Genomic DNA, 23409 nt, shown 5'->3' with positions numbered 1-23409 from the left:
ACAGGTAGCCGGCGGAATCGGTCAGGTAGATGCAGTTGGCGCCGTAGCTTTCCATCAGCCTGCCTTGGGTCACCAGGCCTTCGGCGCTGTTCATGTGCGCCATCATCAGGAAACCCACGGTGTCCATGCCCAGGTGGCGGGCATGGGCGATATGCTGCTCGCTGACGTCCGCTTCGGTGCAGTGGGTAGCCACGCGCAAGGTACTGACCCCCAGTTCATGGGCCATTTTCAGGTGTTCGACGGTACCGATGCCGGGCAGCAACAGCGCCGACACCTTGGCCTGCTTCATCAGCGGGATCACCGCCGCCAGGTACTGCTCGTCGCTGTGCGCCGGAAAGCCGTAGTTCACCGAGCTGCCGCCCAGGCCATCGCCGTGGGTCACCTCGATCAACGGCACGCCTGCCGCATCCAGGCCACTGGCGATGCGCTGCATCTCATCCAGGCTGATCTGGTGGCGCTTGGGGTGCATGCCGTCACGCAGGCACATGTCATGTACGGTAATGCGTTTGCCAGAGAGGTCCATGGTCGCTTCCTTAGGCCAGAGCAGTGGGGGCGGGGCGCAGCACCAGCTCGCCCTTGAGGATTTCTTCGGCGTACAGCTCGGCGGTACGCGCGGCGGCCGCAGTCATGATGTCGAGGTTGCCGGCGTAACGCGGCAGGTAGTCGCCCAGGCCTTCGACTTCCATGAAGATCGACACCCGGTTGCCATCGAAGACCGGGCCGTTGACCAGCCGGTAGCCCGGCACATAGCGCTGCACCTGGGCGATCATGGCGTCCAGCGCCGCGCGGATCGCGTTCTGGTCCGGCGTGTCGGCAGTCAGGCAGTGCACGGTGTCGCGCATGATCAGCGGCGGTTCGGCAGGGTTGATGATGATGATCGCCTTGCCGCGCCGGGCGCCGCCCACCTGTTCCACCGCGCTGGCGGTGGTGCGGGTGAACTCGTCGATGTTCTTGCGCGTGCCAGGCCCCACCGATTTCGACGCGGCGGTGGCGATGATCTCGGCATATTCCACCGGCTGCACGCTGGACACGGCGGCCACCAGCGGGATGGTCGCCTGGCCACCGCAGGTGACCATGTTGACGTTCATCGCACCCAGGCCGAGGTTGGCCTTGAGGTTGACCGGCGGCACGCAGAACGGGCCGATGGCTGCGGGTGTCAGGTCGATCATCAGCACGCCGAGGGCGTTGAGCTTTTCCGAGTTCTGCGCGTGGACGTAGGCCGAGGTGGCATCGAAGGCGATCTGGATGCGGTCGTCGAGCACGTGCGGGAGCAGGCCGTCAACGCCGTCAGCGGTAGTCTTCAGGCCCATCTCGCGGGCGCGTGCCAGGCCTTCGGAGCTGGCATCGATGCCTACCATCCAGACCGGCTCCAGCACCTCGCTGCGCTTGAGTTTGTACAACAGGTCGGTGCCGATGTTGCCTGGCCCGATCAGCGCACAGCGGATCTTCTTGTTCATGTTCATGGCTCCAGGGAGAGGGGATCAGGGCACGAAGCGCAGGCTGGAATGGCCCAGCCCGCTCATGCTCAGGCTGATGCGGTCGCCGGCAACCACCGGCACCAGGGGCGCAAGCGCGCCGGAAAGAATGATTTCGCCGCGCCGGAAGGGGATGCCGAGTTCGCCCAGGGTATTGGCCAGCCAGGCCACGGCCGCACAAGGGTGGCCCTGAACGGCGGAACCCAGGCCGCTGCCGGCGGCTTGGCCGTTTTTCAGCAGCTGCATTTCGACCCGGGCCAGGTCCAGGCTGCGCGGGTCGACGCGCTGGGTACCCAGGGCGAACACACCGCACGAGGCGTTGTCGGCCACGGTGTCCTGGATGCGGATCTGCCAGGCATCGATGCGCGAGTCGACGATCTCGAAGCAGGGCATCACCCACTGCGTGGCGGCCAGCACGTCGTCGGCGCTGATGCCGGGGCCGTGCAGGTCTTCAGCCAGCACGAAGGCAATCTCGCCCTCGGCCCGGGGCTGGATCAGCCGGTGCTGGGCCAGGCTCACGGCACTGGCATCCTCGACCTGCATGGCGTTGGTCAGGAAACCGAAGTCCGGCTGGTGGACATCGAGCATTTCCTGCACGGCACGGCTGGTCACGCCGATCTTCTTGCCCACCACCTGCTCACCCAGCGCTTCGCGGCGCTGCAGGAAGGCCAGCGAAATGCGGTAGGCCTGGTCGAGGGTGATGGCCGGGTAGCGGCGGGTCAGCGGCGGCAGGGTCTGGCGGCCACGAAGGGCATTGAACAGCTCGTCACCGAGCGCGGTGATCAGGTGGGCGTCCATGGCGGGGTCTCTGCAGTGGAAAATGAACAGACAGGGAATAAAAAGGGCCGGTTCGAGTGTGCTGAGGCCGGCCTGAGAAAAGCGTTGTTCAGCCCACCCACACGCTGCTGTCGGCGCCACCGTCGACGTCGATGATTTTGCCGCTGACCCAGGCCGATGCGGGGCTGGCCAGGTACAGCGCGGCGGCGGCGATGTCTTCAGGTGTGCCCAGGCATTTGAGCGGGGTGTTGGCTTCCATGCTCTGGCGCATCGCGGCGGGCATCACCCCACTGAGCGCGGCGGTCAGGGTGGGGCCGGGGGCGACCGCGTTGACCCGCACCTGGGGCGCGAAGTCCTGGGCCAGCAGCCGGGTCAGGTGGCTGAGGGCGGCCTTGGCGGTGCCGTAGGCGCTGAAGTGGCGCTGGGCGTAACGCGCCGCCACCGAGCTGATGTTGACGATGTTGCCGCCGCCGGCCTCGCGCATCAGCGGCACGCACAGCTGGCAGAACGCGTAGGCGCTGGACACGTTGAAGCGCAGCACCTCGTCGAACTGCTCGGGGCTGAGGCTCAGTGGGTCGTTGGGGCCGCCGCCGCCGACGTTGTTGACCAGGTGGGTGATGCGCCCCAGATGCTCGTGGCTCTGGCTGACCAGTGCCCGGCGCTGTTCGCTGTCGTTGACATCACAGGCGAAGGCCAGGGCGTTGCGGCCCATGGCGCGAATTTCCTCGGCCACCCCTTGCACATCGTCCAGTGAGCGGGCGGCGCAGACCACATCGGCGCCGGCCTCGGCATAGGCCAGGGCAATGGCGCGGCCGATGCCACGGCCACTGCCGGTGACGATGGCGACGCTGCCGTCGATTCGAAATCGCTGCAGGATACTCATGGCGGTGCTTCCTCAGGGCTGTGGATGGCAACGACTATCGCCTCGCCAACACCCGCCGGCATCGTCTCAACGGACTAGCGCGGCAGGCCCTGCACGCCCCGCAGCGTGGCGGCAAACCCTAGTCCGCATTGACGATGAAGCCTGTCGCGTACCGCCCGATCATCGGCTTCAACTCGCGCAGTGGCGCAGCGAGATCGGGAGAAACCAGTGATGCACAGCTTGCGAGAAAAAACCCAGGAAGAACTCGAACTGATCGAACGTGCGCGGCGCCTGGTGCCGCTGCTCAAGGAGCGTACCGCGCAGGCCGACCGCGACTTGCGCATCCCCGACCAGACCATCGCCGAGCTGCAGTCGGCCGGCCTGCTGCGCGCCCTGCAGCCACGCGCCTTCGGTGGCTATGAAGTCGACCCGCGCACCTTCTTCGAAATCCAGATGATCCTCGCCGAAGGCTGCATGTCGACCGCCTGGGTGTACGGCGTGATGGGCGTGCACCCGTGGCAGGTGGCACGCTACCCGGTGGAGGCACAGCGCGAGGTGTGGGAACACGACCACAACGCGTTGATCTCCTCGACCTACATGCCCTCGGCCAAGGTCACGGTGGTGCCGGGTGGTTACCGCATCAGCGGGCGCTGGGGGTTTTCCAGTGGCAGCGAGCACTGCCAATGGGTGCTGCTGGGCGGCATACTGCCCGCCGACGGCGACTTTGCCAGCGAGCACGGCACTTTCCTGCTGCCGCGCGCCGACTACGGCATCGAGCCAAACTGGGATGTGCTCGGCCTGCGCGGCACCGGCAGCCACGACATCGTGGTCGAGGACGCGTTCGTGCCGGCACACCGCGTACAGCGCACCAACAACTGGCAGATCGAGGCCACGCCGGGGCGGCTGGTGAACACCAATCCGATCTACGCCATCCCCTTTGCCCAGGTGTTCTCCCGGGCGGTATCGACCTCGGCTATCGGGGCCTTGCAGGGCGCGATCAACACCTTCCGCGACAACGCCGCGCAGCACATCGGCAAGCACGGTGCGCGCACCGCCGACGACCCAGTGGCGCAGACCGCCGTGGCCGAGGCGGTGATCACTGTCGACTGCCTGAAGCTGGTGCTCGAACGCAACTACGAACACCTGATGCGCCTGGCCCGCGCCGGCGAGTATCCAGACACCGAGACGCGCCTGCTGTACCGCTACCAGTCCTCCTACGTCACCAACATCTGTGCCGAGCGCGTCAGCGACCTGCTGCGCAGCATGGCTGCGTCCGGCCTGTACAACAGCAACCCGGTGGCGCGCCTGTTCCGCGACCTGCACCAGGCCCGCGGGCACATCGCCAACAATTTCATGGCCTACGGCCGCAGCTTCGGCGCGGTACAGCTGGGCCTGCCCAACCCGGACCCGTTCGTATGAGTGACTACCTGGCCTTGCGCGTGGCGCGGGTGGTCGAGGAAAGCGCCGACGCCCGCTCCCTGGTGTTCGAGGTGCCGGAGGCCCTCAGCGAGCGCTTTCGCTACCAGCCAGGGCAGTTCCTGACCCTGCGCGTGCCGTTTGACGGCGGCTGGCTGCCACGCTGCTATTCGTTGTCCAGCACGCCGCTGCTGGACGAACCGCTGCGGGTGACCGTAAAGCGGGTGCGCGACGGGCGTGCCTCCAACTGGCTGTGCGATGCCCTGCAAGAAGGCCAGACCCTGCAAGTGCTGCCCCCGGCCGGGGTGTTTGTGCCGCGTGACCTGTCGGCAGACCTGCTGCTGTTTGGCGGCGGCAGCGGGATCACCCCGGTGATGTCGATCTTGCGCTCGGCGCTGCTGGCCGGGCAGGGGCGCATCCTGCTGGTGTACGCCAACCGCGACCAGCAGTCGGTGATTTTCCGCGACGAGCTGCGCCTGCTGGCGGCCGTGCACCCGCAGCGCCTGCAGGTGGTGCACTGGCTTGATGCATTGCAGGGCATTCCGCTGGCGGGGCAGCTGGCGGAGCTGGCGCGGCCGTTCATCGATGCCCAGGCGTTCATCTGCGGGCCAGGCCCGTTCATGGACACCGCCGTCGAAGCCCTGAAGCAGCTAGGCATGCCGCCGGCAAGGGTGCATGTGGAGCGCTTCGTCTCGCTGCCTGGCGAAGGCGACGCGCCCACCAAGGTCGCAAGTGACGCGGCCGTGGCCGCGCAGCTGGCGGTGCGCCTGGATGGCCAGGAACACCAGCTGGCCTGCGACAGCGGCGAAACCTTGCTGGACGCCATGCACCGCGCCGGCCTCAACCCGCCCAGTGCCTGCCGGGTAGGGGGCTGTGCCTCGTGCATGTGCACCCTCGAAAGCGGCGATGTCGAACTGCTGCACAACGATGCCCTGGATGCCGGCGAGCTGGCCGAAGGCTGGATCCTGGCCTGCCAGGCCGTGCCCACCAGCGGGCAGCTGCGTATCCGTTTTCCCGAGTGACGCCGATGAGCGAGCCCCGCATGAATCCAAGTCTCAATCCCACCCCTTCCCGGCAGCCAGCACCTGCCACCATCGCCCGCTTGCTGTTCGACAGCGCCCAACGCTTTGCCGGCCATGCCGCCATCGAGGAAAACGGCATGCGCCTGGACTACGCCGATTTGCCGGACCAGGCGCTGCAGGTGACCCGTGGCCTGATGGCGCTGGGCATACAGGCCGGTGATCGGGTGGGCCTGTGGGCGCCCAACAGCCGCGAGTGGATCCTGGCGGCGTTGGGCATACACTGCGCCGGCGCAGTGCTGGTACCCGTCAATACCCGCATGAAAGGGGTTGAAGCTGCGGACGTGCTGGCGCGCAGTGGCTGCCGCGTGCTGTTCGTGCAGCAGCGTTTTCTGGAAGTCGATTACCCGGCGCTGCTCGCTCCCCACCGGCCAGCGACCTTGGAGCACCTGGTGGTGTTCGACGGCGCCGGGGCATTGCCCGCGCACGATCTGAGCTACAGCCAGTTCCTGCGTGGCGCCGCCACCATCGAGAAACTCACCGCCGAGCGGCGCGCCCTGTGCATCGGGCCCGAAGCGGTCTGCGACCTGCTGTTCACCTCGGGCACCACCGGCAAGCCCAAGGGCGTGATGAGTGCCCATGGGCAGAACCTGCGCGCCTTTGGCGAATATGTGCGGGTGCTGGGCCTGGGGCCGGGCGACCGTTACCTGATCGTCAATCCGTTCTTCCACGCCTTCGGCTACAAGGCAGGCTGGCTGACCTGCCTGATTGCCGGGGCGACCATCCTGCCGCATGCGGTGTTCGACGCCGAAGCGGTGTTCGAACGCATCGCCCGCGAGCGGGTCACGGTCCTGCCGGGCGCCCCCACCTTGTACCTGTCGTTGCTGGCCCACCCACGGCTGGCCAGCACCGACCTGTCGAGCCTGCGGGTTGCCGTGACCGGCTCGGCGAGCATCCCGCCCAGCCTGATCGAGCGCATGCGCAACCAGCTGGGCTTCAGCGTGGTGACCACGGCCTACGGCCTGACCGAGTGCGGCGGCCTGGCCACCTTGTGCGACCCGCAGGACGCTGCCGAGGTTATCGCCGGTACCAGCGGGCGGCCGCTGCCCGGCACCGAGGTCAGTATCCGCGATCCCGAAAACCGCACCCTGGCGCAGGGCGAGACCGGGGAAATCTGCCTGCGCGGCTTTCACATCATGCAGGGCTACTTCCAGGACCCGGCCGCCACTGCCGAAGCCATCGATGCTGACGGCTGGCTGCACACCGGCGATGTCGGCCGGCTGGACCCGGCCGGCAACCTGGTCATCACCGACCGCCTCAAGGACATGTACATCGTCGGTGGTTTCAATTGCTACCCGGCGGAGATCGAGGCGGCCTTGCTGGGCCACCCGGCCATCGCCCAGGTGGCAGTGATCGGCGTGGCCGATGCGCGCATGGGCGAGGTGGGGTGCGCCTGCGTGGTGCTGCGCCAGGGGCAGCAACTGGACGAGCAGGCGTTGATCGGCTGGAGCCGCGAACGCATGGCCAACTACAAGGTGCCGCGCCAGGTGCGCTTTTTCAGTGCGTTGCCGCTGAACCCTTCGAACAAGGTGGCCAAGAACGACCTGCGTGGGGTGGTTGCCGGGGCCTGAACGCGGTGCTGGCGGTTTCACCAAATGGACGATGTGCGCCCGCGTGCGCTGTTCCAGGCTGCGTCGGCATACCGCAACAATAACAATAAAGGAGAGCAGCATGTCTATGTCGAACCGGCTGGCGCAGGGCGCCGCCAGGGGTTTTGCCGGGCGCGGTTGGTTGGCCATGGCCGTTGGCCTGGCCAGTGGTGGCGTCTGCGCCGGGCCGACCCTGGAGCTGGGCGAGGACACCACCCTGGACTCATCGCTCACGGTCAACTACACCGCCTCGATGCGTACCGCCAAGCAGGCCAGCCAATACCTTGGCGACCTCAACAACGATGACGGCACGCGCAACTTCAAGCGCGGCGGGCTGATCACCAACCGGGTCAGCCTGTTCGGCGAATTGCGCCTGCGCCACGACAATATCGGCGCGGTGCTGCGCGGCAGCCACTTCTACGATGATGTCTACCACCAGCGCAACGACAACGACTCGCCGCAGACGGTGAACAAGGTCGGCCGCGCCGATGGCTTCGTCGAAGATACCCGGCGCCTCAGCGGCAGCAAGGCGCGGTTGCTGGATGCCTACGTGTATGGCAACTACCAGATGGGCGACACCCAGTACCTCTCGCTCAAGGCCGGTCGCCACTTGGTGGCCTGGGGCGAAAGCCTGTTCTGGGCCAACATCAGCCAGGGCCAGGCGCCGGTGGATGCCACCAAGTTCAACGTCCCGGGCACCGAAGCCAAGGATGCCTACCTGCCGGTGGGCCAGGTATCGTTGTCGTGGTCGCTGAACGAAGACCTGGCGCTGGTCGGGTTCTATCAGTACGAGTGGGAGAAGACCCAGCTGAACCCGGTGGGCGACTACTTCGGCAGCGACACCTTCGGCCCGGGTGCCGAATTCTTCCGGCTTGGCGCCGGGGTGATCGACAGCTTGTCGGACAAAAGCTTCACGGCGGTCAACTATGCCGGTGAGGTCAAGCCGCGCGACAGTGGCCAGTGGGGCATGGGTGTGCGCTACCGGGTCACCGAGAATACCGAGGTGGGGCTGTTTCACTACCGTTACCACGAGCGCGTCGGTTCGCTGTTTTTCGACTTCACCGGGCAGACCCGCTATTCGTCGAACGCGCGCATCAGCCAGCGCGCCAATACCGATGCGGCGCCCGCCTACCGCATGGGCTATTTCGAGGATGTCGAGCTGACCGGGGCCAGCTTCAGCTCCAAGGTCGGCGATGCCGTGCAGTACGCCGGTGATCTCAGCTACCGCGATGGTGCGTCGGTCTACCTCGACAACGGCGCCCCGACCACCGGGCAGATCTGGCAGGGCAACCTCAACGCCTCGTACATCCTCGGGCCGAGCCTGCTGGCCCAGCAGACCACCTTCATGGGTGAAGTGGTGCACCAGCACATTGCCGGTGTCGACACCTTGGTGGTGACCGGGGGCGGGCCGGGCGTGGATGGCCGGTTCGACAATTTCGAATCCGCCACCCAGACCCGTGGCTCGACGCTGCTCGGGGTGGGCGCGTACATGGATTACCCGTCCATTGCCGACGGCCTCGACCTCACCACCCGGGTGGTCTGGCAGCAGAACGTCAATGGCAGCGCCTACCAAGGCCTGGGCCGTGACGAGAAGCGCCTGACCGTGGGCGGTGATTTCAAGTACCTGGGCAACTTCCAGGTGGGCCTGACCTATGTCGCCTACCTCAGCTCCCCGGATGTCGCCCAAGGCCGCCTGTTGGCCGACCGCGACTATGTGTCGTTCAACGCCAAGTACACCTTCTAGCCCAAGCCGAGGATACCGTTCGCCATGAACCCGACCACGCCTGCATCGCCGTTCCGCCCCGTCAGCATCGGGCCGCTGACTCTCAAGAACCGCTTCATCAAGGCCGCCACCAACGAAGGCATGAGCACCCAGGGCGTGCCGTCGCGGCAGCTGGCCCAGTTGCACGGCAACCTGGCCGCAGGTGGAGTTGCCTTGACCACGGTGGCCTACTGCGCGGTCAGCCGCGATGGCCGCACCTTGCCCAACCAGTTGATCCTGGAGCGTGCGAGCCTGCCGCACTTCAAGGCCCTGACCGATGCCGTGCACCGTGAGGGCGGGCTGGCCAGTGCGCAGATCACCCATGGTGGCTGCTTCACCTTCATCCGCGAGCGCTCCACTGCCAGGCCGTTGTCGGCCAGTGGCGGCTTCAACAAGATCGGCATGATGAGCGGCATGTTCCTCAAGCAGGCGATGAACGAGGCCGACATGCAGCAGGTGGTGCGTGATTTTGCCCAGGGCGCGCGGCTGGCCCGCGAAGCCGGCTTCGATGCCGTGGAAATCCACATGGGCCATGGCTACCTGCTCAGCCAGTTCATATCGCCGTTGTACAACAAGCGCCGCGACCAGTACGGCGGCAGCCTGGAAAACCGCCTGCGCTTCCCGCGTCGGGTGTTGCGCGCGGTGCTCGATGCCGTCGGGCAGGAGCTGGCGGTGATCTGCAAGTACAGCATCACCGAAGGCGTGCGCGCGGGTAACAGCGCAGAAGACGGTGCCAGGATCGCGCAGATGCTGGAACAGGAGGGCGCACATTTGCTGGTGCTCAGTGCCGGCATGAACGCCGAGTCGATCACCACCATGTTCGGCTCGTCGTTCCCCAAGGAGAACCGGGTGCAGCAGAAGAACCCGGTGATTGCCCTGGCGATGGCGATCCAGCGGCGCATGGACCCGGTTGTCGAGTTTCGTGAGCTGTACTTGCTGGAGCATGCGCGCAAGGTGCGGGCGGCGGTGAAGATGCCGCTGGCGTACCTGGGCGGTGCCAAGAGCCTGGCCAGCATCGAGCAGGTGATGGCTGAGGGGTTCGAGCTGGTGGCGATGGGGCGGGTGCTGATTGCCGAGCCTGATTATGTGAACAAACTGGCCAGTGGGGCGAGTTGCCAGTCAATTTGTACTGCGTGTAACCGGTGTGTGGCGATGATGTACACCCCGGGGGGGACCTCGTGTGTGTTGGGTCGGCCGGGGGATGCGCGCTTGAATAGCGAGCCGGCGGGGGTGGTTTGAGATTTGGTTAGGCGGTGGGTTTGGCATTCAATTATCAGCGCCTGTGGAGGTGTCCGCCACCACATCTTCAGCGTCTATGAGATCGAGCGCCGCGCGGGCGGCGCTCGATTTCACAGGCGCTGAAGATGTGGCAGCGAACACCTTCACAGGCGCTGAACATGTTGTGGCGGACACCTACACAGGCGCCAAAAACTCAAACGCGGGCACCCCCATCAACCATGCTGCAAAAAATCCACACAGCTACGGTTGAATAGCTCGCGGTGCTCCACCTGCACCCAATGCCCACACCGGTTCAGCACAATGAACCGCGCCTGCCGGGCACCATCGATGATGTACTGGGCGCCACTGACCGGGTTGAAATGATCGTTGCTGCCCCAGAACCCGAGTATCGGGCATTCGATTTCCCCCAGCCGCGCCCGCATGTTCGGCACCAGCATGGTGCTGAACAGGTTCTTCGGCTGCGTCTGCGCCACCGCCACCCGCTCCAGCAGCAGTGGCTCAGGCAGGATCGAGTCATCGAACAGCTGCAGGCGCATCATGCTGCGCATTTCCTCCAGCCCGATCGGGCCGGCGTTGAATACATTGACCATGTGCACGATGCCAGGCATCTGGAAATAGGTTTCGCGCTCCTCCACACCGCCCGGTGCCAGCAACACCAGGCGTTCCACCAACTGCGGATGGCCCAGCGCCAGGCCCAGGGCAATGGCACCACCCAGCGAGTTGCCCAGCACGGTGCAACGGTTGACGCCGATCTGCTGAAGAAACGCCGCGACACACTCGACGAAAAACGCCAGCTCGTAACGCACATCCTCAGGTTTGTCCGAACGGCCGAAACCGGGCAGGTCGAGCAGGATGTTGCGGTAGCCGGCCGCCGCCAGCACCGGGTAATTGCCCTTGAAATTGCTGAAGCCGCTGGCCCCCGGGCCGCTGCCGTGCAGCCACAGCACCACAGGGCCGCTGCCTTCATCCAGGTAGTGCAGGCGCAGGCCGTTGGCCAGGGTTGTGTAGTGCCCGGTGGGCAAGGGCACGTCGACAGGCTGATTCATGCTGTTCTCCAGGTTGCGCAGGTTTCAGGGTTGCATGCCAGGCGGGCCGCCACGCCGCCTGAAGGGGAAAGCCCGGGCCAGCCCGGCATGCGTCATCCGATCCTGGGCTGCGCCGGCAATGCTCACATCGTCCGTTCAGACCAGCCCGGCAGTGGGCGTTAGTCCTATCGGACGATGTGAGCCCGTGCCCGGCAGCCAATGATGGGGCGCACTCACGCGCTTCAACCAAGGAGAACGCTATGAAACTGCAAGACAAGGTGGCATTCGTGACCGGCGCCGGGCAGGGCATGGGCCAGGCCATCGTGCGCCGGTTCGTTGCCGAAGGGGCCAAGGTGGTGGCCGTCGACCTCGACCAGCCGGCCCTGGCCGCTGGCCTGGCCGACCTGGGCGAGCAGGTACTGGCGCTGGGCTGCAACGTCGCGGACGCAGCGTCGGTGGCAGACGCCATGGGCCAGGTCGAGGCACGTTTCGGCGGCCTCGACATCGTCGTCAACAATGCCGGTGTCGGTGCCCTGGACAGCTTTTTGGACACCCCCGACGACAGCTGGGCGCGGGTGATCGGTGTCAACCTCGGCGGTACTTTTCTGTGCTGCCGCGAAGGCGCACGGCTGATGCTCAAGGGCCAGCGCCAGGGGGTGCTGATCAACCTGTCGAGCACCGCCGCACTGACCGGCGAAGGGCCAAGCCACTACTGCGCCTCCAAGGCTGCAGTCATGGGCCTGACCCGCTCGATTGCCCGTGAACTTGCCGCGCAGGGTATCCGCGTCAACACCCTGGTGCCCGGCCCGACCAACACGCCGATGATGGCCGGCATCCCTGAAGAGCACATGCAGGCGCTGCTGAAGAACGTACCGTTGGGGCGCATGTGCGAAACCGACGAGATCGCCCGCGTAGCGGTGTTCCTCGCCAGTGACGATGCCAGTTTCATCACCGGCCAGAACATCGCCGTCAACGGCGGCATGGCCTTTATCTGACAGGAGAACAGCTGATGAGCAGACGTCTGCAAGACAAGGTTGCATTCGTTACCGGCGCCGGCTCCGGGATTGGCGCAGCGACGGCGCTGCGCTTTGCCGAAGAAGGCGCGCTGGTGGTGCTGTGCGGGCGCCGCGCGCAACCGCTGGAGGCGGTACTTGAACAGGTTGTGGCCGCGGGCGGGCGGGCCGAGGTGGCGGTGGCCGATGTCAGCGACGAGCAGGCCTATGTTGCCGCGCTGCAGGCCACCGCCCAGCGTCACGGGCGCCTGGACATCCTGGTCAACAACGCCATGGCCTACACGTGGGGCGGCATCGACAGCATGACCACCGCCGACTGGCACGCCAACTTCACCACCACGGTGGACGGCACGTTCTGGGGCACCCGCACCGCCATGCAGCTGATGCAGGGCAAGGGCGGTTCGATCGTCAATATCGCCTCCATCTGCGGGCTGTTCGGCACCGCCTGGATGGCCGGCTACTCGGCGGCCAAGGCGGCAGTGATCAACTTCAGCCGGGCTGCCGCCAGCGAAGGCGCAGCGCACAACATACGCTGCAATGTGATCATCCCGGGCGTGGTCGATACCCCGGCCACCGCCGGCATGCTGGGCGACGCCCGCGCCCGCGCCAACACCGAAAAGGTCATCCCCATGCGCCGGGTCGGCCAGCCCCACGAACTGGCCAATGCCATTCTGTTCCTGGCCAGCGACGAGGCGTCCTACGTGACCGGGGCCAGCCTGGCAGTGGACGGCGGCCGGGGTTCGGACCTGTACACGGTGCTGGAATGACCAGCATGGACAGCAGCGCCTTGCTGCAGCGCATCGACCGCCTGGAGTCGCTGGACGCGATCCGCCAGCTGGCCGGCAAGTATGCCCTGGCCCTGGACATGCGCGACATGGACGCGATGGCCAACTGCTTTGCCGAGGACGTGCGGGTTGGCCGCGACAAGCAGGGCCGCGCGCACCTGAAGGCCTGGCTGGACGAGACCATGCGCAAGCAGTTTCACGGCACCTCGCACCACCTGGGCCAGCACATCATCGAGTTCAGCGACCCCGACCACGCCACGGGTGTGGTGTATTCGAAGAACGAGCATGAAACCGGGCCGGAGTGGGTGATCATGCAGATGCTCTACTGGGACGACTACGAGCGTATCGATGGGCGCTGGTGTTTCCGCCGGCGCTTGCCGTGCTACTGGTACGCCAGCGACCTCAACAAACCGCCGATCGGCGGGCTGAAGATGCGCTGGCCGGGCCGGGAGCCGTACGCCGGCAGTTTCCACGAGCTGTTCCCGTCGTGGGATGCGTTCTGGGCCCAGCGCCCGGACAAGGACGCGTTGCCGCAGATTGCCGAGCCGGCGCCGCTGGAAGGGTTTCTGGCAGGGTTGCGGCGCGGGGCAGGGGACCCGAAGATCAGGGTCCGGTAAGGCGCTGCAAACCGGCGCCTTCGCAGCCTGCCGCGAAGGCGCCGGCTTGTGGATCGTTCAGCGGCTGCGCGGTTCGCGCGGCATGCCCAATGCCCGCTCGGCAATCACATTGCGCTGGATCTCGTTGCTACCGCCGTAAATAGTGTCCGAGCGGGTAAACAGGAACAGCGACTGCAACCGGCTCAACCTGTATGGCGCCGCTTCCAGCACCTCGCCGGCGTCGCCCAGCACGTCCATGGCCAGCTTGCCCAGCTCGGCATGCCAATTCGACCAGGCCAGCTTGTAGATCATCGCCTCGCGGCCGAGGTTGCCATCCTGCGGCCCCGACAGCATGCGCAGCGAGTTGTAGCGCAGCACCTTGAGCCCTGACCAGGCCTGGGCAATGCGCTGGCGCAGCAGCGGGTCGCCAGCGGCGCCATTGGCCTGGGCAATGCGCATCACTTCGGCCAGCTCGTTGTGGAACTGCATTTGCTGGCCAAGGGTGGATACGCCACGTTCAAAGCCGAGCAGGGCCATGGCGATCTTCCAGCCTTCCCCAGGCTGGCCGACCAGGTTGTCGGTTGAGGTCTGCGCCTGGTCGAAGAACACTTCGTTGAATTCACTGGTACCGGTCAGTTGCACGATGGGCTGCACGCGGATCTGCGCTTGCGCCATCGGCACCAGCAGGAACGACAGGCCATGGTGGCCAACGCTGCCGGGCTCGGTCCGGGCCAGCACGAAGCACCAGTCGGCTTCGTGGGCGAGCGAGGTCCAGACCTTCTGCCCGCTGATCAGCCAGCGCTCGCCTGCCGCATCGAGGCGGGCGCGGGTCTGCACGTTGGCCAGGTCCGAGCCGGCGCCTGGCTCGGAATAGCCCTGACACCAGAACTCGCGGCCCTCGCGTATACCCGGCAGCAGGCGCTGGCGTTGCGCGGGCGTGCCGAATGCCGCCAGGGTCGGCCCGACCAGGCCTTCGCCGATATGGCCCATGCGCCCGGGGCCGCCGGCCCTGGCGTACTCTTCATGGAAGATCACCTGCTGGCTGATGCTCAGCCCCCGGCCGCCATCTTCGGGCTGCCAGCCGACGCCTACCCAGCCCCCTGCGGCCAGCTCCCGCTCCCACGCTTTGCGTTCGTTCGGGAAGCTGTGCTCGTCGCCGGGGCCGCCGCGAAAGCGCAACGGCGCGAACTCACCCTGCAAATGCGCGGCCAGCCAGCCGGCGATCTCCTGGCGAAAGCTTTCATCTGCACTGCTGAAGCCGATTTTCATGCGTGTTCTCCGAACAATTGCGCGGCCAGGCGCTCACGGTGCCAGGCCGGGGTGCCGAGCATTTGCTCGCTGGCCCTGGCGCGCTTGAAGTAAAGGTGGGGGTCGTATTCCCAGGTGAAGCCGACACCGCCGTGCAGCTGGATCGACTCGGCTGCGCAGTGGAAGAACGCTTCGCTGGCGTGGGCCTTGGCCGTGGCTGCGGCGGCCAGCAGCTCGCTGCGCACGGCCGGGTCGCCATCGGCCGCCAGGCATTCACGGGCGACGCAGGCGGCATACCACACCGCAGAGCGGGCGCACTCCACCTGCAGCATCATGTCGGCGCAGCGGTGCTTGATGGCCTGGAAGCTGGCAATCGGGCGGCCGAACTGGCGGCGTTCGCTGATGTAGGCCAGGGTCAGGTCCAGTGCTTGCTGGGCGCCACCAAGCTGTTCGGCGGCCAGGCCGATGGCGCCGATGCGCTGGGCATCGCGCAGCAACGGCCAGGCCTGGCCTGCTGCGCACAGCAGGTGCGCGTCGCCGAGGTGAACCTGGCGCAACTCGATGCACGCCAGCCGGCGCGTCTGGTCGAGGGTGGGCAGGGCAGTGCGCATCAGGCCGGGGGTGTCGGCCGGCACGGCAAACAGGCTGATGCCCTGTTCGCCGGTGCTGCCAGGGCTGCGCGCCGGTATCAGCAACAGGTCGGCCTGCGCGCCATCGATGACCTGGGCATGGCTGCCGTGCAGCCGGTAGCCGTCGCCATCGGCCACGGCCTGCACCTGCACCCGCGCGGGCTGCAGCGCGCACGCCAGGGTGGCGCAGGCCTGGCCAGCGGCAATGGCGCCCAGCCAGCGCGCCTGCAGCGCCGGGTTGTCGGCCAGCATCAGCGCCGGGGTGGCCAGGCAGCTGGTGGCAAACAGCGGCGAGCCGAGCAGAAAGCGCCCGCATTGCTCCTGCAGCACAGCCAGCTCGACAAAACCCAGGCCCATGCCACCGCAGGCTTCGGGGACCAGCAGGGCGGGCCAGTACAGCTCCTGGCCGATGCGCCGGCACAGTTCGGGGTCGTAGTCGTCGGCACGGCGCAGGGCCGCGCGCACCGCCTGCGAGTCGCTGGCCTGGGCCAGAAACCGCTCGGCGCTGTCGCGAATCATCAGCTGTTCGTCGGTGAAAGCGAATTCCATGGGTGGGTCTCTGTGGGCGGATGGATGCACCCCGTGCAGCCCGGGCAGCACAGCGGCCTCATGAGTCTATGCAGGCGCCGGATGGCGCCGAATCACTGAAACGGACTAGTCCGCCAGCCCGGCGCAGCGCGGCGGCTGCGTAGTCTCAACGGACGATGAGCGCTGGCGCGGGGCTTAGCACAATGTTCCCCAGGCAACGACTTGAGCCAGGAGGAACCCGGGCATGATCGACATTCGCGGTTTGAGCTACTTCGTCTCGCAGATCGAGAACCTCAGCCAGTGGCAACGCTACGCCGAAGATGTGCTGGGCATGCAAGTGCACGCGGCACCTGGCGGCGGCCTGTACGTGAAGATGGATGAGCGCCCGTTCCGCATGCTGGTGGTCGAAGGTGACGCCCCGCGCTACCTGGCCAGCGGCTGGGAACTGGCCTCGGAGCAGTCGTTCGTCCAGGCCCTGCAACACCTGGAGCGCCGCGGCGTGCAATGGCAGGCGGGCACCGACCAGGCCATCGAGCAGCGCGGTGTGCAGGCGCTGGTCACTCTCACCGACCCGTCCGGCAACCAGCATGAGCTCAGCTGGGGCCATCGCTCCGACTGCCAGCCGTTCGTGTCCCCACAGGGCGTACCGCGCTTCATCACCGGGGACATGGGGCTGGGCCACACGGTGCTGCCTGCGCCGCAGTTCGACGCCACCCTGGCATTCGCCAAGGACGTGCTCGGCTTCGGCCTGTCGGACATCTTCAACTTCCGCCCCGACCCGTCGGCCCCGCCCGTACGCATCCACTTCCTGCATTGCCGCAATGCCCGCCACCACAGCCTGGCCCTGGCCGAGTACCCGGTGCCGTCGGGCTGCGTGCACGTGATGGTCGAAGTGGACTCGATGACCGAGGTCGGCCGTGCCCACGACCGCCTGCAGGCCCACGGCGGGCAGCTGTCGGCCACCCTCGGCCAGCACTTGAATGACCGCATGACCAGTTTCTACATGAAGACGCCGTCCGGTTTCGACCTGGAATACGGCTATGGCGGGTTGCAGGTCGACTGGGCCGAGCACTCGGCCTTCGAATTCACCCGCGTGAGCATCTGGGGCCACGACTTCTCGGTCGGGCAGCAGCAAGGAGCAACATCATGACCCTGAACAAACAACTGACAGCCGCCGATGCCGTCGCCCAGTTGCGCGATGGCATGACCATCGGTTTTGGTGGCTGGGGGCCACGGCGCAAGCCGATGGCGATTGTCCGCGAAATCCTGCGCTCGTCCGTGAAGGACCTGACTGTGGTCGCTTATGGCGGGCCCGAGGTAGGCATGCTGTGCGCTGCCGGCAAGGTGCGCAAGCTGGTGTTCGGCTTTGTCACCCTCGACGCTATCCCGCTCGAGCCGTACTACCGCAAGGCCCGCGAGGCCGGTGAACTGGAGTTGATGGAGCTGGACGAAGGCATGTTCCAGTGGGGCCTGCGGGCGGCCGGCATGCGCTTGCCGTTTTTGCCCACCCGCTGTGGCCTGGCCACCGACGTGACCCGGCTCAACCCGGCCCTGAAAACCGTGTGCTCGCCCTATGACGACGGCGAGCTGCTGCTGGCGATGCCGGCATTGAACCTGGACGTGGCGTTCTTGCATGTGAATGTCGCCGACCGCCTGGGCAACTGCCTGGTCACCGGCCCAGACCCGTATTTCGACCACCTGTTCGCCCGCGCCGCCCAGCAGTGTTTCGTCTCGTGCGAGCGGCTGGAAGAGCGCCTGTCGCTGGATGCCGAGCAGGCCCGCGGCAACACCTTCGAGCGCTACCTGGTCACCGGCGTGGTGCATGCCCCGCTGGGGGCTCACCCGACCTCGTGCCCATCGGACTATGGCTGGGACCTGGAGCACCTGAAGCGCTACGTGGCCAGCAGCCAGGAAGAAAACGGCTGGCAGCAGTATGTCGAGGCCTGCGTGGCGGGTGGCGAGCTGGCCTATCAAGCGCACAACGGCGGTGCCGCGCGCATGGGCGCCTTGCCCCTACCTGTGTTCTGAGGAGTGCCAAGCATGTCTGCTACCTGTGATTTCACCCTGGCCGAGCTGATGATCGTGGCCGCTGCCGAAGCCTGGCGTGGTAATGGCGAAGTGATCGCCTCGGGCCTTGGCGTGATTCCGCGCCTGGGCGCCAGCCTGGCCAAGCTCAGCCATAGCCCGGAGCTGTTGATGACCGACAGCGAGGCGTTTCTGGTGGAACAACCCATCCCGCTGGGCCCGCGTGGCGAGTATGTCGCCCGCTACAGCGGCTACCTGTCGTTCGAGCGGGTGTTCGAGTGCGTCTGGGGCGGCCGCCGCCATGCGATGATCGGGCCGACCCAGATCGACCGCTGGGGCCAGACCAACCTGTCCTGCGTCGGCGACTACCACAAGCCCAGAACCGCCATGCTCGGTGTGCGCGGGCTGCCCGGCAACAGCATCAACCACCTCAATTCGTTCTTTGTGCCCAACCACAACACGCGGGTGTTCGTCAGTGGCGAAGTGGACATGGTCTCGGGCGTGGGCTTCAAGGCCGACCGCTGGCCGCAAGGCGCCCGCCGTGACCTGATGGACATTCGCCGGGTGGTCACCAACCTGTGCACCCTGGATTTCGAAGGCCCGCAGCGCGCCGTGCAGGTGCGCACCCTGCACCCAGGCGTGAGCTTCGATGAAGTCCAGGACAACACCGGCTTCCCGCTGCTCAAGGCTGCCCAGCTGTGCGAAACCGCGCACCCCAGTGCCGAGCAGCTGGAACTGATCCGCCACCTCGACCCCCATGGCCTGCGCGCGGCAGCGGTGAAGGGCAACCCACCTGGCATTCGCCCGGCCTGAGGATGTGAGCATGCACAGCAGCGACAGCCAGTTCGTCAGCCGCGAAGACAACGCGGTCTATGAAACCCAACACCCGGTGCTGTATGCGGTGGCCGACGGCATTGCCACGGTCACCCTCAACCGCCCTGGTTTCAACAACGCACAGAACTCGCAGATGACCTACGCCCTGGACGCCGCGCTGCGCCAGGCGGTGGACGACGACAGCGTCAAGGTGATCGTTCTGCGCGGCAACGGCCGGCACTTTTCCGCCGGCCATGACATCGGCACGCCCGGGCGTGACATCAATCGCCCGTTCGAACGCGCGCAGCTGTGGTGGGACCACACCAACAAGCCGGGCGGCGAGCAGCTGTATGCCCGTGAGCAGGAGGTGTACCTGGGCATGTGCCGGCGCTGGCGCGAGCTGCCCAAGCCGACCATTGCCATGGTGCACGGCGCCTGCGTTGCAGGCGGGTTGATGCTGGCCTGGGTCTGCGATCTGATTGTCGCCAGTGACGATGCGTTCTTCCAGGACCCGGTGGTGCGCATGGGCATTCCGGGGGTCGAGTACTTTGCCCACCCCTACGAGCTCAACCCCCGTATCGCCAAGGAGTTCCTGTTCTGCGGCGACCGTATGAGCGCCGAGCGCGCCTACCAGATGGGCATGGTCAACCGCGTGCTGCCGCGCGACCAGCTGGAGTCGGCAACCTACGCGCTGGCGGCCGGCATCGCCCGCCAGCCGCGCATGGGCCTGGCCCTGACCAAACAGGCCATCAACCACGTCGAAGACCTGCAGGGCAAGCGCGCGGCCATGGATGCCGCATTTGCCTGGCACCAGTTTGCCCATGCCCACAACGAGCTGCTGTCGGGTGACAAGCTCGGCGGCTTCGACGCCAAGGGCATGGCCCAGGCCAACAAGCAGGCCGCGCAGCCGGAAGGAGGATGCCTGTGAGCCGCTGGATGCACACGGCGCTGACCGAGGCGCTGGGCTGCCGCTACCCCATCGTGCAGACCGCCATGGGCTGGGTGTCGGACGCCAACCTGGTCATCGCCACCACCCAGGCCGGCGGTTTCGGCTTCCTGGCCGGGGCGACCCTGGCCGCCGATGCGCTGGAGGGCCAGATCCGCAAGGTGATCGAGGCCACCGGCGGCAGCAACTTCGGCCTGAACTTCCACATGTTCCAGGACAACGCCGCGCAGTGCGTCGACCTGGCCATTGCCTACCGCCTGCGCGCCGTCAGCTATGGGCGCGGGCCGGATGCGCAGACCATCGCCCGCTTCAAGGCCGCCGGGGTGCTGTGCATCCCCACCGTGGGTGCGCTCAAGCATGCCCTGAAGGCCGAGCAGCTGGGCGCCGACCTGATCACCCTGCAAGCGGGCGAGGGCGGTGGCCATACCGGCGGCGTACCGGGCACGATCCTGCTGCCGCAGGTGCTGGCGGCGGTGCGCGTGCCGGTGATCGCCGCTGGCGGGCACTCCACCGGGCGCGGCCTGGCGGCGGTGCTGGCTGCCGGGGGCAGTGGCATCGCCATGGGCACGCGGTTCTTGATGACCCGGGAATCGCCCACCCCCGCCGCCACCCTGGCGCGCTACCTGAAGGTGGCTGACCCGCAGCAGGTGCGGGTCACCACCGCAGTGGACGGCATGCGCCACCGCATGATCGAAAACCGCTTCATCAACCGCCTGGAACAAGCCGGGCCGTTCGCCCGCCTGCGCATTGCCCTGGGCAGCGCCTGGCAGTGGAAGCAACAGACCGGCATGAGCCTGGCGCACATGGCTACGGTGTTCCTGCGCGCCCTGCGTGAAGACCCGGCGGCGCTGGCGCAGGTGGTGATGGCCGCCAACCAGCCGGTGCTGCTGCAACGCTCGATGGTCGACGGCCTGCCGGACGACGGCATCCTGCCCAGCGGCCAGGTGGCAGCAGCCATCAGCGACCTGTTGACCTGCCGCGAGGTCATCGAAGGCATCGCCGCCGAAGCCGCGCAGTGCCTCGATGCCTTGCTTGCACGCTGCCCGGAGCACACACCGGCAGCCGTTGCCGACCGACTGGCCCTCACTGGAGAACGTTCATGACTTGCGCCTTTACCACCCAGATCGACCAGGGGATCGCGGAGCTTGTGATCGACAAACCGCCGGTCAACGCCCTGGACAGCCAGCAATGGCACGCCCTGGCCGCGCACATCAATGCCCTTGGCAGCAACCCCGAGGTGCGGGTGATCGTGATCCGTGCCGAAGGGCGGGGGTTCTGCGCCGGTGTCGACATCAAGGAGCTGGATGCACACCCGGAACGCATCGTTACGGTCAATGCCGGCAACTACGAAACTTTCAAGGCCGTGCACCGTAGCCCGGTGCCGGTGATCGTCGCCGTGCACGGCTTTGTGCTGGGCGGTGGCATCGGTATCACTGGCGCTGCCGATATCGTCGTTGCCGCCGATTGCGCGACCTTTGCCTTGCCCGAGGTTGACCGCGGTGCCATGGGCGGCGGTGCGCACCTGCAGCGGCTGTTCCCGGTACAGAAGGTGCGCTACCTGTTCTTCACCGGTGCCAGCATCGGCGCGCCAGAGGCCCAGGCCTACGGCTTTATCGAGCGGGTGGTGCCCAGGGCGCAGCTGCGCGAAACGGCGTTGGAGATTGCCGCCCGCATCGCCGCCAAGAGCCCGGCCATGATCCGCCTGGCCAAGGAAGCCCTGAACGGCATCGAGGACGGCAACCTGGAAGACAAATACCGCTGGGAGCAGGGCTTCACCCTGCAGGCCTACACCAGCCCCGACTCGGCTGAAACCCGTCGGGCGTTCGTCGAAAAACGCGACGCGAAGTTCTGAGGGCACGCCATGCAACTGACCTATACCCCCCAACAGCAAGCCTTCCGCGCCGAAGTGCGCGCCTGGCTGGCGCACAATATGCCGCGTGAACCGCTGGCCAGCTATGACACCCGCGAAGGCTTCGAGCAGCACCGTGCCTGGGAGGCCAGGCTGTTCGAAAGCCGCTGGTCGATGGTGATGTGGCCCGCCGAGCTGGGCGGGCGCGGCTGCGACCTGATCGAATGGCTGATCTTCGAGGAGGAGTACTACGGCGCTGGCGCACCCATGCGGGTCAACCAGAACGGCCAGCTGCTGCTCGGCCCCACGCTGATGGAATTTGGCACGCCCGAACAGAAGCGCAGGTTTCTGCCGCGCATGGCGGCAAGCCTGGACATGTGGGCGCAGGGTTGGTCCGAGCCCAATGCCGGCTCCGACATGGCGGCAATCACCAGCAAGGCGCTGCTGGACGGCGACCATTACGTGATCAATGGCCAGAAGACCTGGTCGACGCGTGCCACCTTTGCCGACTGGCTGTTCGGCCTGTTCCGCAGCGAGCCGGGCTCGGCCCGCCACCATGGCTTGTCGTTCCTGATGGTGCCGCTGAACGCACCGGGCGTGACCATTCGCCCGATCAAGGCGCTGAACGGCAAGGATGCCTTCGCCGAGGTGTTCTTCGACGATGTACGGGTGCCGGTGGCCAACCGCATTGGTGCCGAAGGGCAGGGCTGGCATGTGGCGATGGCCACCGCCGGGTTCGAGCGCGGGCTGCTGTTGCGCTCGCCGGCGCGCTTCCAGCACACCGCCCGCAAGCTGGTGCAGCTGTTCAAGGCCAGCCCGCACAGCGCAGCACGTGACCCGGGGCTGGGTGATGCAGTGATCGACTGCTGGATGGGCGCCGAGGCCTACGCCCTGTCGGCCTACCACACCGTCGGGCGCCTGGGGCGCGGCGAGCAGATTGGCGCCGAGTCGAGCATCAACAAGATCATCTGGTCGGAGCTCGACCTGAAAATGCACGAGACCGCCATGCGCCTGCTGGGCGCTCGCGGTGAACTGCTGGCCGGCGCCAGGCAGGCCGAGGACGCCGCCGGCTGGCTGGAAGGCTTCCTGTTTGCCCAGTCCGGGCCTATCTACGCCGGCACCAACGAGATCCAGCGCAACATCATCGCCGAGCGCATGCTCGGCCTGCCCAAGTAAGGACCAGGCCATGGACTTCACCTTTACCGATGACCAGCTGTCGTTTCGCGAAGCCATCAGCCGTTTCCTGATGACCGAGGCCGCCCCGGAGATGCTCCGCGAGATCTGGGAAACCGACGCCGGCCGCTCGCCGGACCTGCGCAACCGCATCGCCGCCCAGGGCCTGACCGCCTTGTCGGTGCCCGAAGCCGAGGGCGGGCTGGGCATGGACGATGTCGCCTGGGCCTTGATGACCCAGGAACTGGGCTACTACGCCATCCCCGATTCGCTGGCGGACACCGCCTATGTCGCCAGCGGCCTGTTGAGCCGGCTCGACCCACAGCACCCGGCGCGTGCGGCGCTGTTACCCCGCATCGCCGAAGGCAGCCTGCGCCTGGCGATCAGCCACCCGGTCAACCCGTTGGTCAGCGACGCCCAGCTGGCCGAGGTGTTGATCTTGCCGGCCGGCGATGACTTGCACCTGGTGCCGCGAGCGGCGGTGGATGTGCAGGCGCAGCCGAGTATCGATGCCTCCAGGCGCCTGGGTCAGGTCAGCTGGAACCCCACCGCGCAGACCCTGCTGGCCAGCGGTGAGCAA

22 protein-coding genes and 1 pseudogene are annotated in these 23409 nt (G+C 66.8%); 16 read left to right on the top strand and 7 right to left on the bottom strand.

From position 1 onward, the window contains the following. The 4 genes and pseudogenes from HP546_RS08595 to HP546_RS08580 all read right to left on the bottom strand — a co-directional run. Nucleotides 1-523: pseudogene (locus HP546_RS08595) on the bottom strand (4-hydroxy-2-oxovalerate aldolase); the annotation flags it as partial. A 10-nt stretch (nucleotides 524-533) separates the two neighbouring features. Then, nucleotides 534-1457, bottom strand: coding sequence for an acetaldehyde dehydrogenase (acetylating) (locus HP546_RS08590; protein WP_172222767.1), 924 nt, complete (start codon nucleotides 1455-1457; stop codon nucleotides 534-536). Nucleotides 1458-1481: 24 nt separating this feature from the next. Continuing rightward, nucleotides 1482-2273: a fumarylacetoacetate hydrolase family protein gene (locus tag HP546_RS08585; protein ID WP_172222763.1), complete on the bottom strand. Its 792-nt coding sequence runs from the start codon at nucleotides 2271-2273 to the stop codon at nucleotides 1482-1484. 88 nt (nucleotides 2274-2361) lie between these two features. Beyond that, nucleotides 2362-3135, bottom strand: coding sequence for a glucose 1-dehydrogenase (locus tag HP546_RS08580; RefSeq protein ID WP_172222742.1), 774 nt, complete (start codon nucleotides 3133-3135; stop codon nucleotides 2362-2364). Nucleotides 3136-3345: 210 nt separating this feature from the next. Here HP546_RS08580 and HP546_RS08575 point away from each other — a divergent pair, with 210 nt between their 5' ends. From HP546_RS08575 to HP546_RS08555, 5 genes are all read left to right on the top strand, one after another. Further along, nucleotides 3346-4533 (top strand): acyl-CoA dehydrogenase family protein, encoded by a 1188-nt coding sequence (locus HP546_RS08575; protein WP_172222739.1) that lies wholly within the window; start codon nucleotides 3346-3348, stop codon nucleotides 4531-4533. Next, nucleotides 4530-5552, top strand: coding sequence for a ferredoxin--NADP reductase (locus tag HP546_RS08570; RefSeq protein WP_172222736.1), 1023 nt, complete (start codon nucleotides 4530-4532; stop codon nucleotides 5550-5552). The genes HP546_RS08575 and HP546_RS08570 overlap by 4 nt, the downstream gene beginning before the upstream one ends. Before the next feature lie 20 nt (nucleotides 5553-5572). Further along, entirely contained in the window at nucleotides 5573-7180 is a 1608-nt protein-coding gene (locus tag HP546_RS08565; RefSeq protein WP_172222733.1) for a FadD3 family acyl-CoA ligase, read from the top strand. Nucleotides 7181-7280: 100 nt separating this feature from the next. Further along, on the top strand, nucleotides 7281-8942 hold the full coding sequence (locus HP546_RS08560; RefSeq protein WP_172222729.1) for a DUF1302 family protein: 1662 nt from the start codon (nucleotides 7281-7283) through the stop codon (nucleotides 8940-8942). A 24-nt stretch (nucleotides 8943-8966) separates the two neighbouring features. Then, nucleotides 8967-10199 (top strand): NADH:flavin oxidoreductase, encoded by a 1233-nt coding sequence (locus HP546_RS08555; protein WP_172222726.1) that lies wholly within the window; start codon nucleotides 8967-8969, stop codon nucleotides 10197-10199. 212 nt (nucleotides 10200-10411) lie between these two features. Here the strand turns inward: HP546_RS08555 and HP546_RS08550 are convergent, their stop codons facing one another. Next, on the bottom strand, nucleotides 10412-11245 hold the full coding sequence (locus HP546_RS08550) for an alpha/beta fold hydrolase (protein ID WP_172222723.1): 834 nt from the start codon (nucleotides 11243-11245) through the stop codon (nucleotides 10412-10414). A 239-nt stretch (nucleotides 11246-11484) separates the two neighbouring features. Between HP546_RS08550 and HP546_RS08545 the strand changes: the two genes are divergently transcribed. The 3 genes from HP546_RS08545 to HP546_RS08535 are packed head-to-tail and all read left to right on the top strand — an operon-like array spanning nucleotide 11485 to nucleotide 13639. Beyond that, a complete protein-coding gene (locus HP546_RS08545) occupies nucleotides 11485-12219 on the top strand; it encodes an SDR family NAD(P)-dependent oxidoreductase (protein ID WP_172222720.1) in 735 nt (244 codons plus the stop codon). Between the two features lie 14 nt (nucleotides 12220-12233). After that, nucleotides 12234-13004: an SDR family NAD(P)-dependent oxidoreductase gene (locus HP546_RS08540; protein WP_172222717.1), complete on the top strand. Its 771-nt coding sequence runs from the start codon at nucleotides 12234-12236 to the stop codon at nucleotides 13002-13004. A gap of 5 nt (nucleotides 13005-13009) precedes the next feature. Further along, nucleotides 13010-13639 (top strand): nuclear transport factor 2 family protein, encoded by a 630-nt coding sequence (locus HP546_RS08535; protein WP_172222713.1) that lies wholly within the window; start codon nucleotides 13010-13012, stop codon nucleotides 13637-13639. A gap of 57 nt (nucleotides 13640-13696) precedes the next feature. On the opposite strand, the gene HP546_RS08530 is transcribed toward HP546_RS08535, so the two are convergent. Both HP546_RS08530 and HP546_RS08525 read right to left on the bottom strand, forming a co-directional pair. Further along, nucleotides 13697-14887 (bottom strand): acyl-CoA dehydrogenase family protein, encoded by a 1191-nt coding sequence (locus HP546_RS08530; protein ID WP_172222710.1) that lies wholly within the window; start codon nucleotides 14885-14887, stop codon nucleotides 13697-13699. Then, entirely contained in the window at nucleotides 14884-16044 is a 1161-nt protein-coding gene (locus HP546_RS08525) for an acyl-CoA dehydrogenase family protein (protein WP_172222706.1), read from the bottom strand. Before HP546_RS08525 ends, HP546_RS08530 begins: the two co-directional genes overlap by 4 nt. A 223-nt stretch (nucleotides 16045-16267) precedes the next feature. Here HP546_RS08525 and HP546_RS08520 point away from each other — a divergent pair, with 223 nt between their 5' ends. The 8 genes from HP546_RS08520 to HP546_RS08485 form a co-directional block, all read left to right on the top strand. Further along, nucleotides 16268-17173, top strand: a complete 906-nt coding sequence (locus tag HP546_RS08520; protein ID WP_172222702.1) for a VOC family protein — start codon at nucleotides 16268-16270, stop codon at nucleotides 17171-17173. 2 nt (nucleotides 17174-17175) lie between these two features. Beyond that, on the top strand, nucleotides 17176-18051 hold the full coding sequence (locus tag HP546_RS08515; protein ID WP_172222770.1) for a CoA transferase subunit A: 876 nt from the start codon (nucleotides 17176-17178) through the stop codon (nucleotides 18049-18051). Nucleotides 18052-18063: 12 nt separating this feature from the next. Continuing rightward, entirely contained in the window at nucleotides 18064-18861 is a 798-nt protein-coding gene (locus HP546_RS08510; protein WP_172222698.1) for a CoA-transferase subunit beta, read from the top strand. A 10-nt stretch (nucleotides 18862-18871) separates the two neighbouring features. Beyond that, entirely contained in the window at nucleotides 18872-19789 is a 918-nt protein-coding gene (locus HP546_RS08505; RefSeq protein ID WP_172222694.1) for an enoyl-CoA hydratase, read from the top strand. Then, complete coding sequence (locus HP546_RS08500; protein ID WP_172222689.1) at nucleotides 19786-20910, top strand: nitronate monooxygenase; 1125 nt, start codon at nucleotides 19786-19788, stop codon at nucleotides 20908-20910. The genes HP546_RS08505 and HP546_RS08500 overlap by 4 nt, the downstream gene beginning before the upstream one ends. Beyond that, entirely contained in the window at nucleotides 20907-21659 is a 753-nt protein-coding gene (locus tag HP546_RS08495; RefSeq protein WP_172222686.1) for an enoyl-CoA hydratase family protein, read from the top strand. Before HP546_RS08500 ends, HP546_RS08495 begins: the two co-directional genes overlap by 4 nt. A gap of 9 nt (nucleotides 21660-21668) precedes the next feature. Continuing rightward, nucleotides 21669-22832 (top strand): acyl-CoA dehydrogenase family protein, encoded by a 1164-nt coding sequence (locus HP546_RS08490; protein WP_172222681.1) that lies wholly within the window; start codon nucleotides 21669-21671, stop codon nucleotides 22830-22832. Nucleotides 22833-22842: 10 nt separating this feature from the next. Continuing rightward, a partial coding sequence (locus HP546_RS08485; RefSeq protein ID WP_172222676.1) for an acyl-CoA dehydrogenase family protein occupies nucleotides 22843-23409 on the top strand: 567 nt, incomplete at its 3' end.

It is taken from the genome of Pseudomonas sp. CM25, assembly GCF_013179705.1.
Classification (GTDB): Bacteria; Pseudomonadota; Gammaproteobacteria; order Pseudomonadales; family Pseudomonadaceae; genus Aquipseudomonas.
Note: the sequence above shows the minus strand (reverse complement) of the source record. Positions and strands in the feature narration are given on the sequence as shown.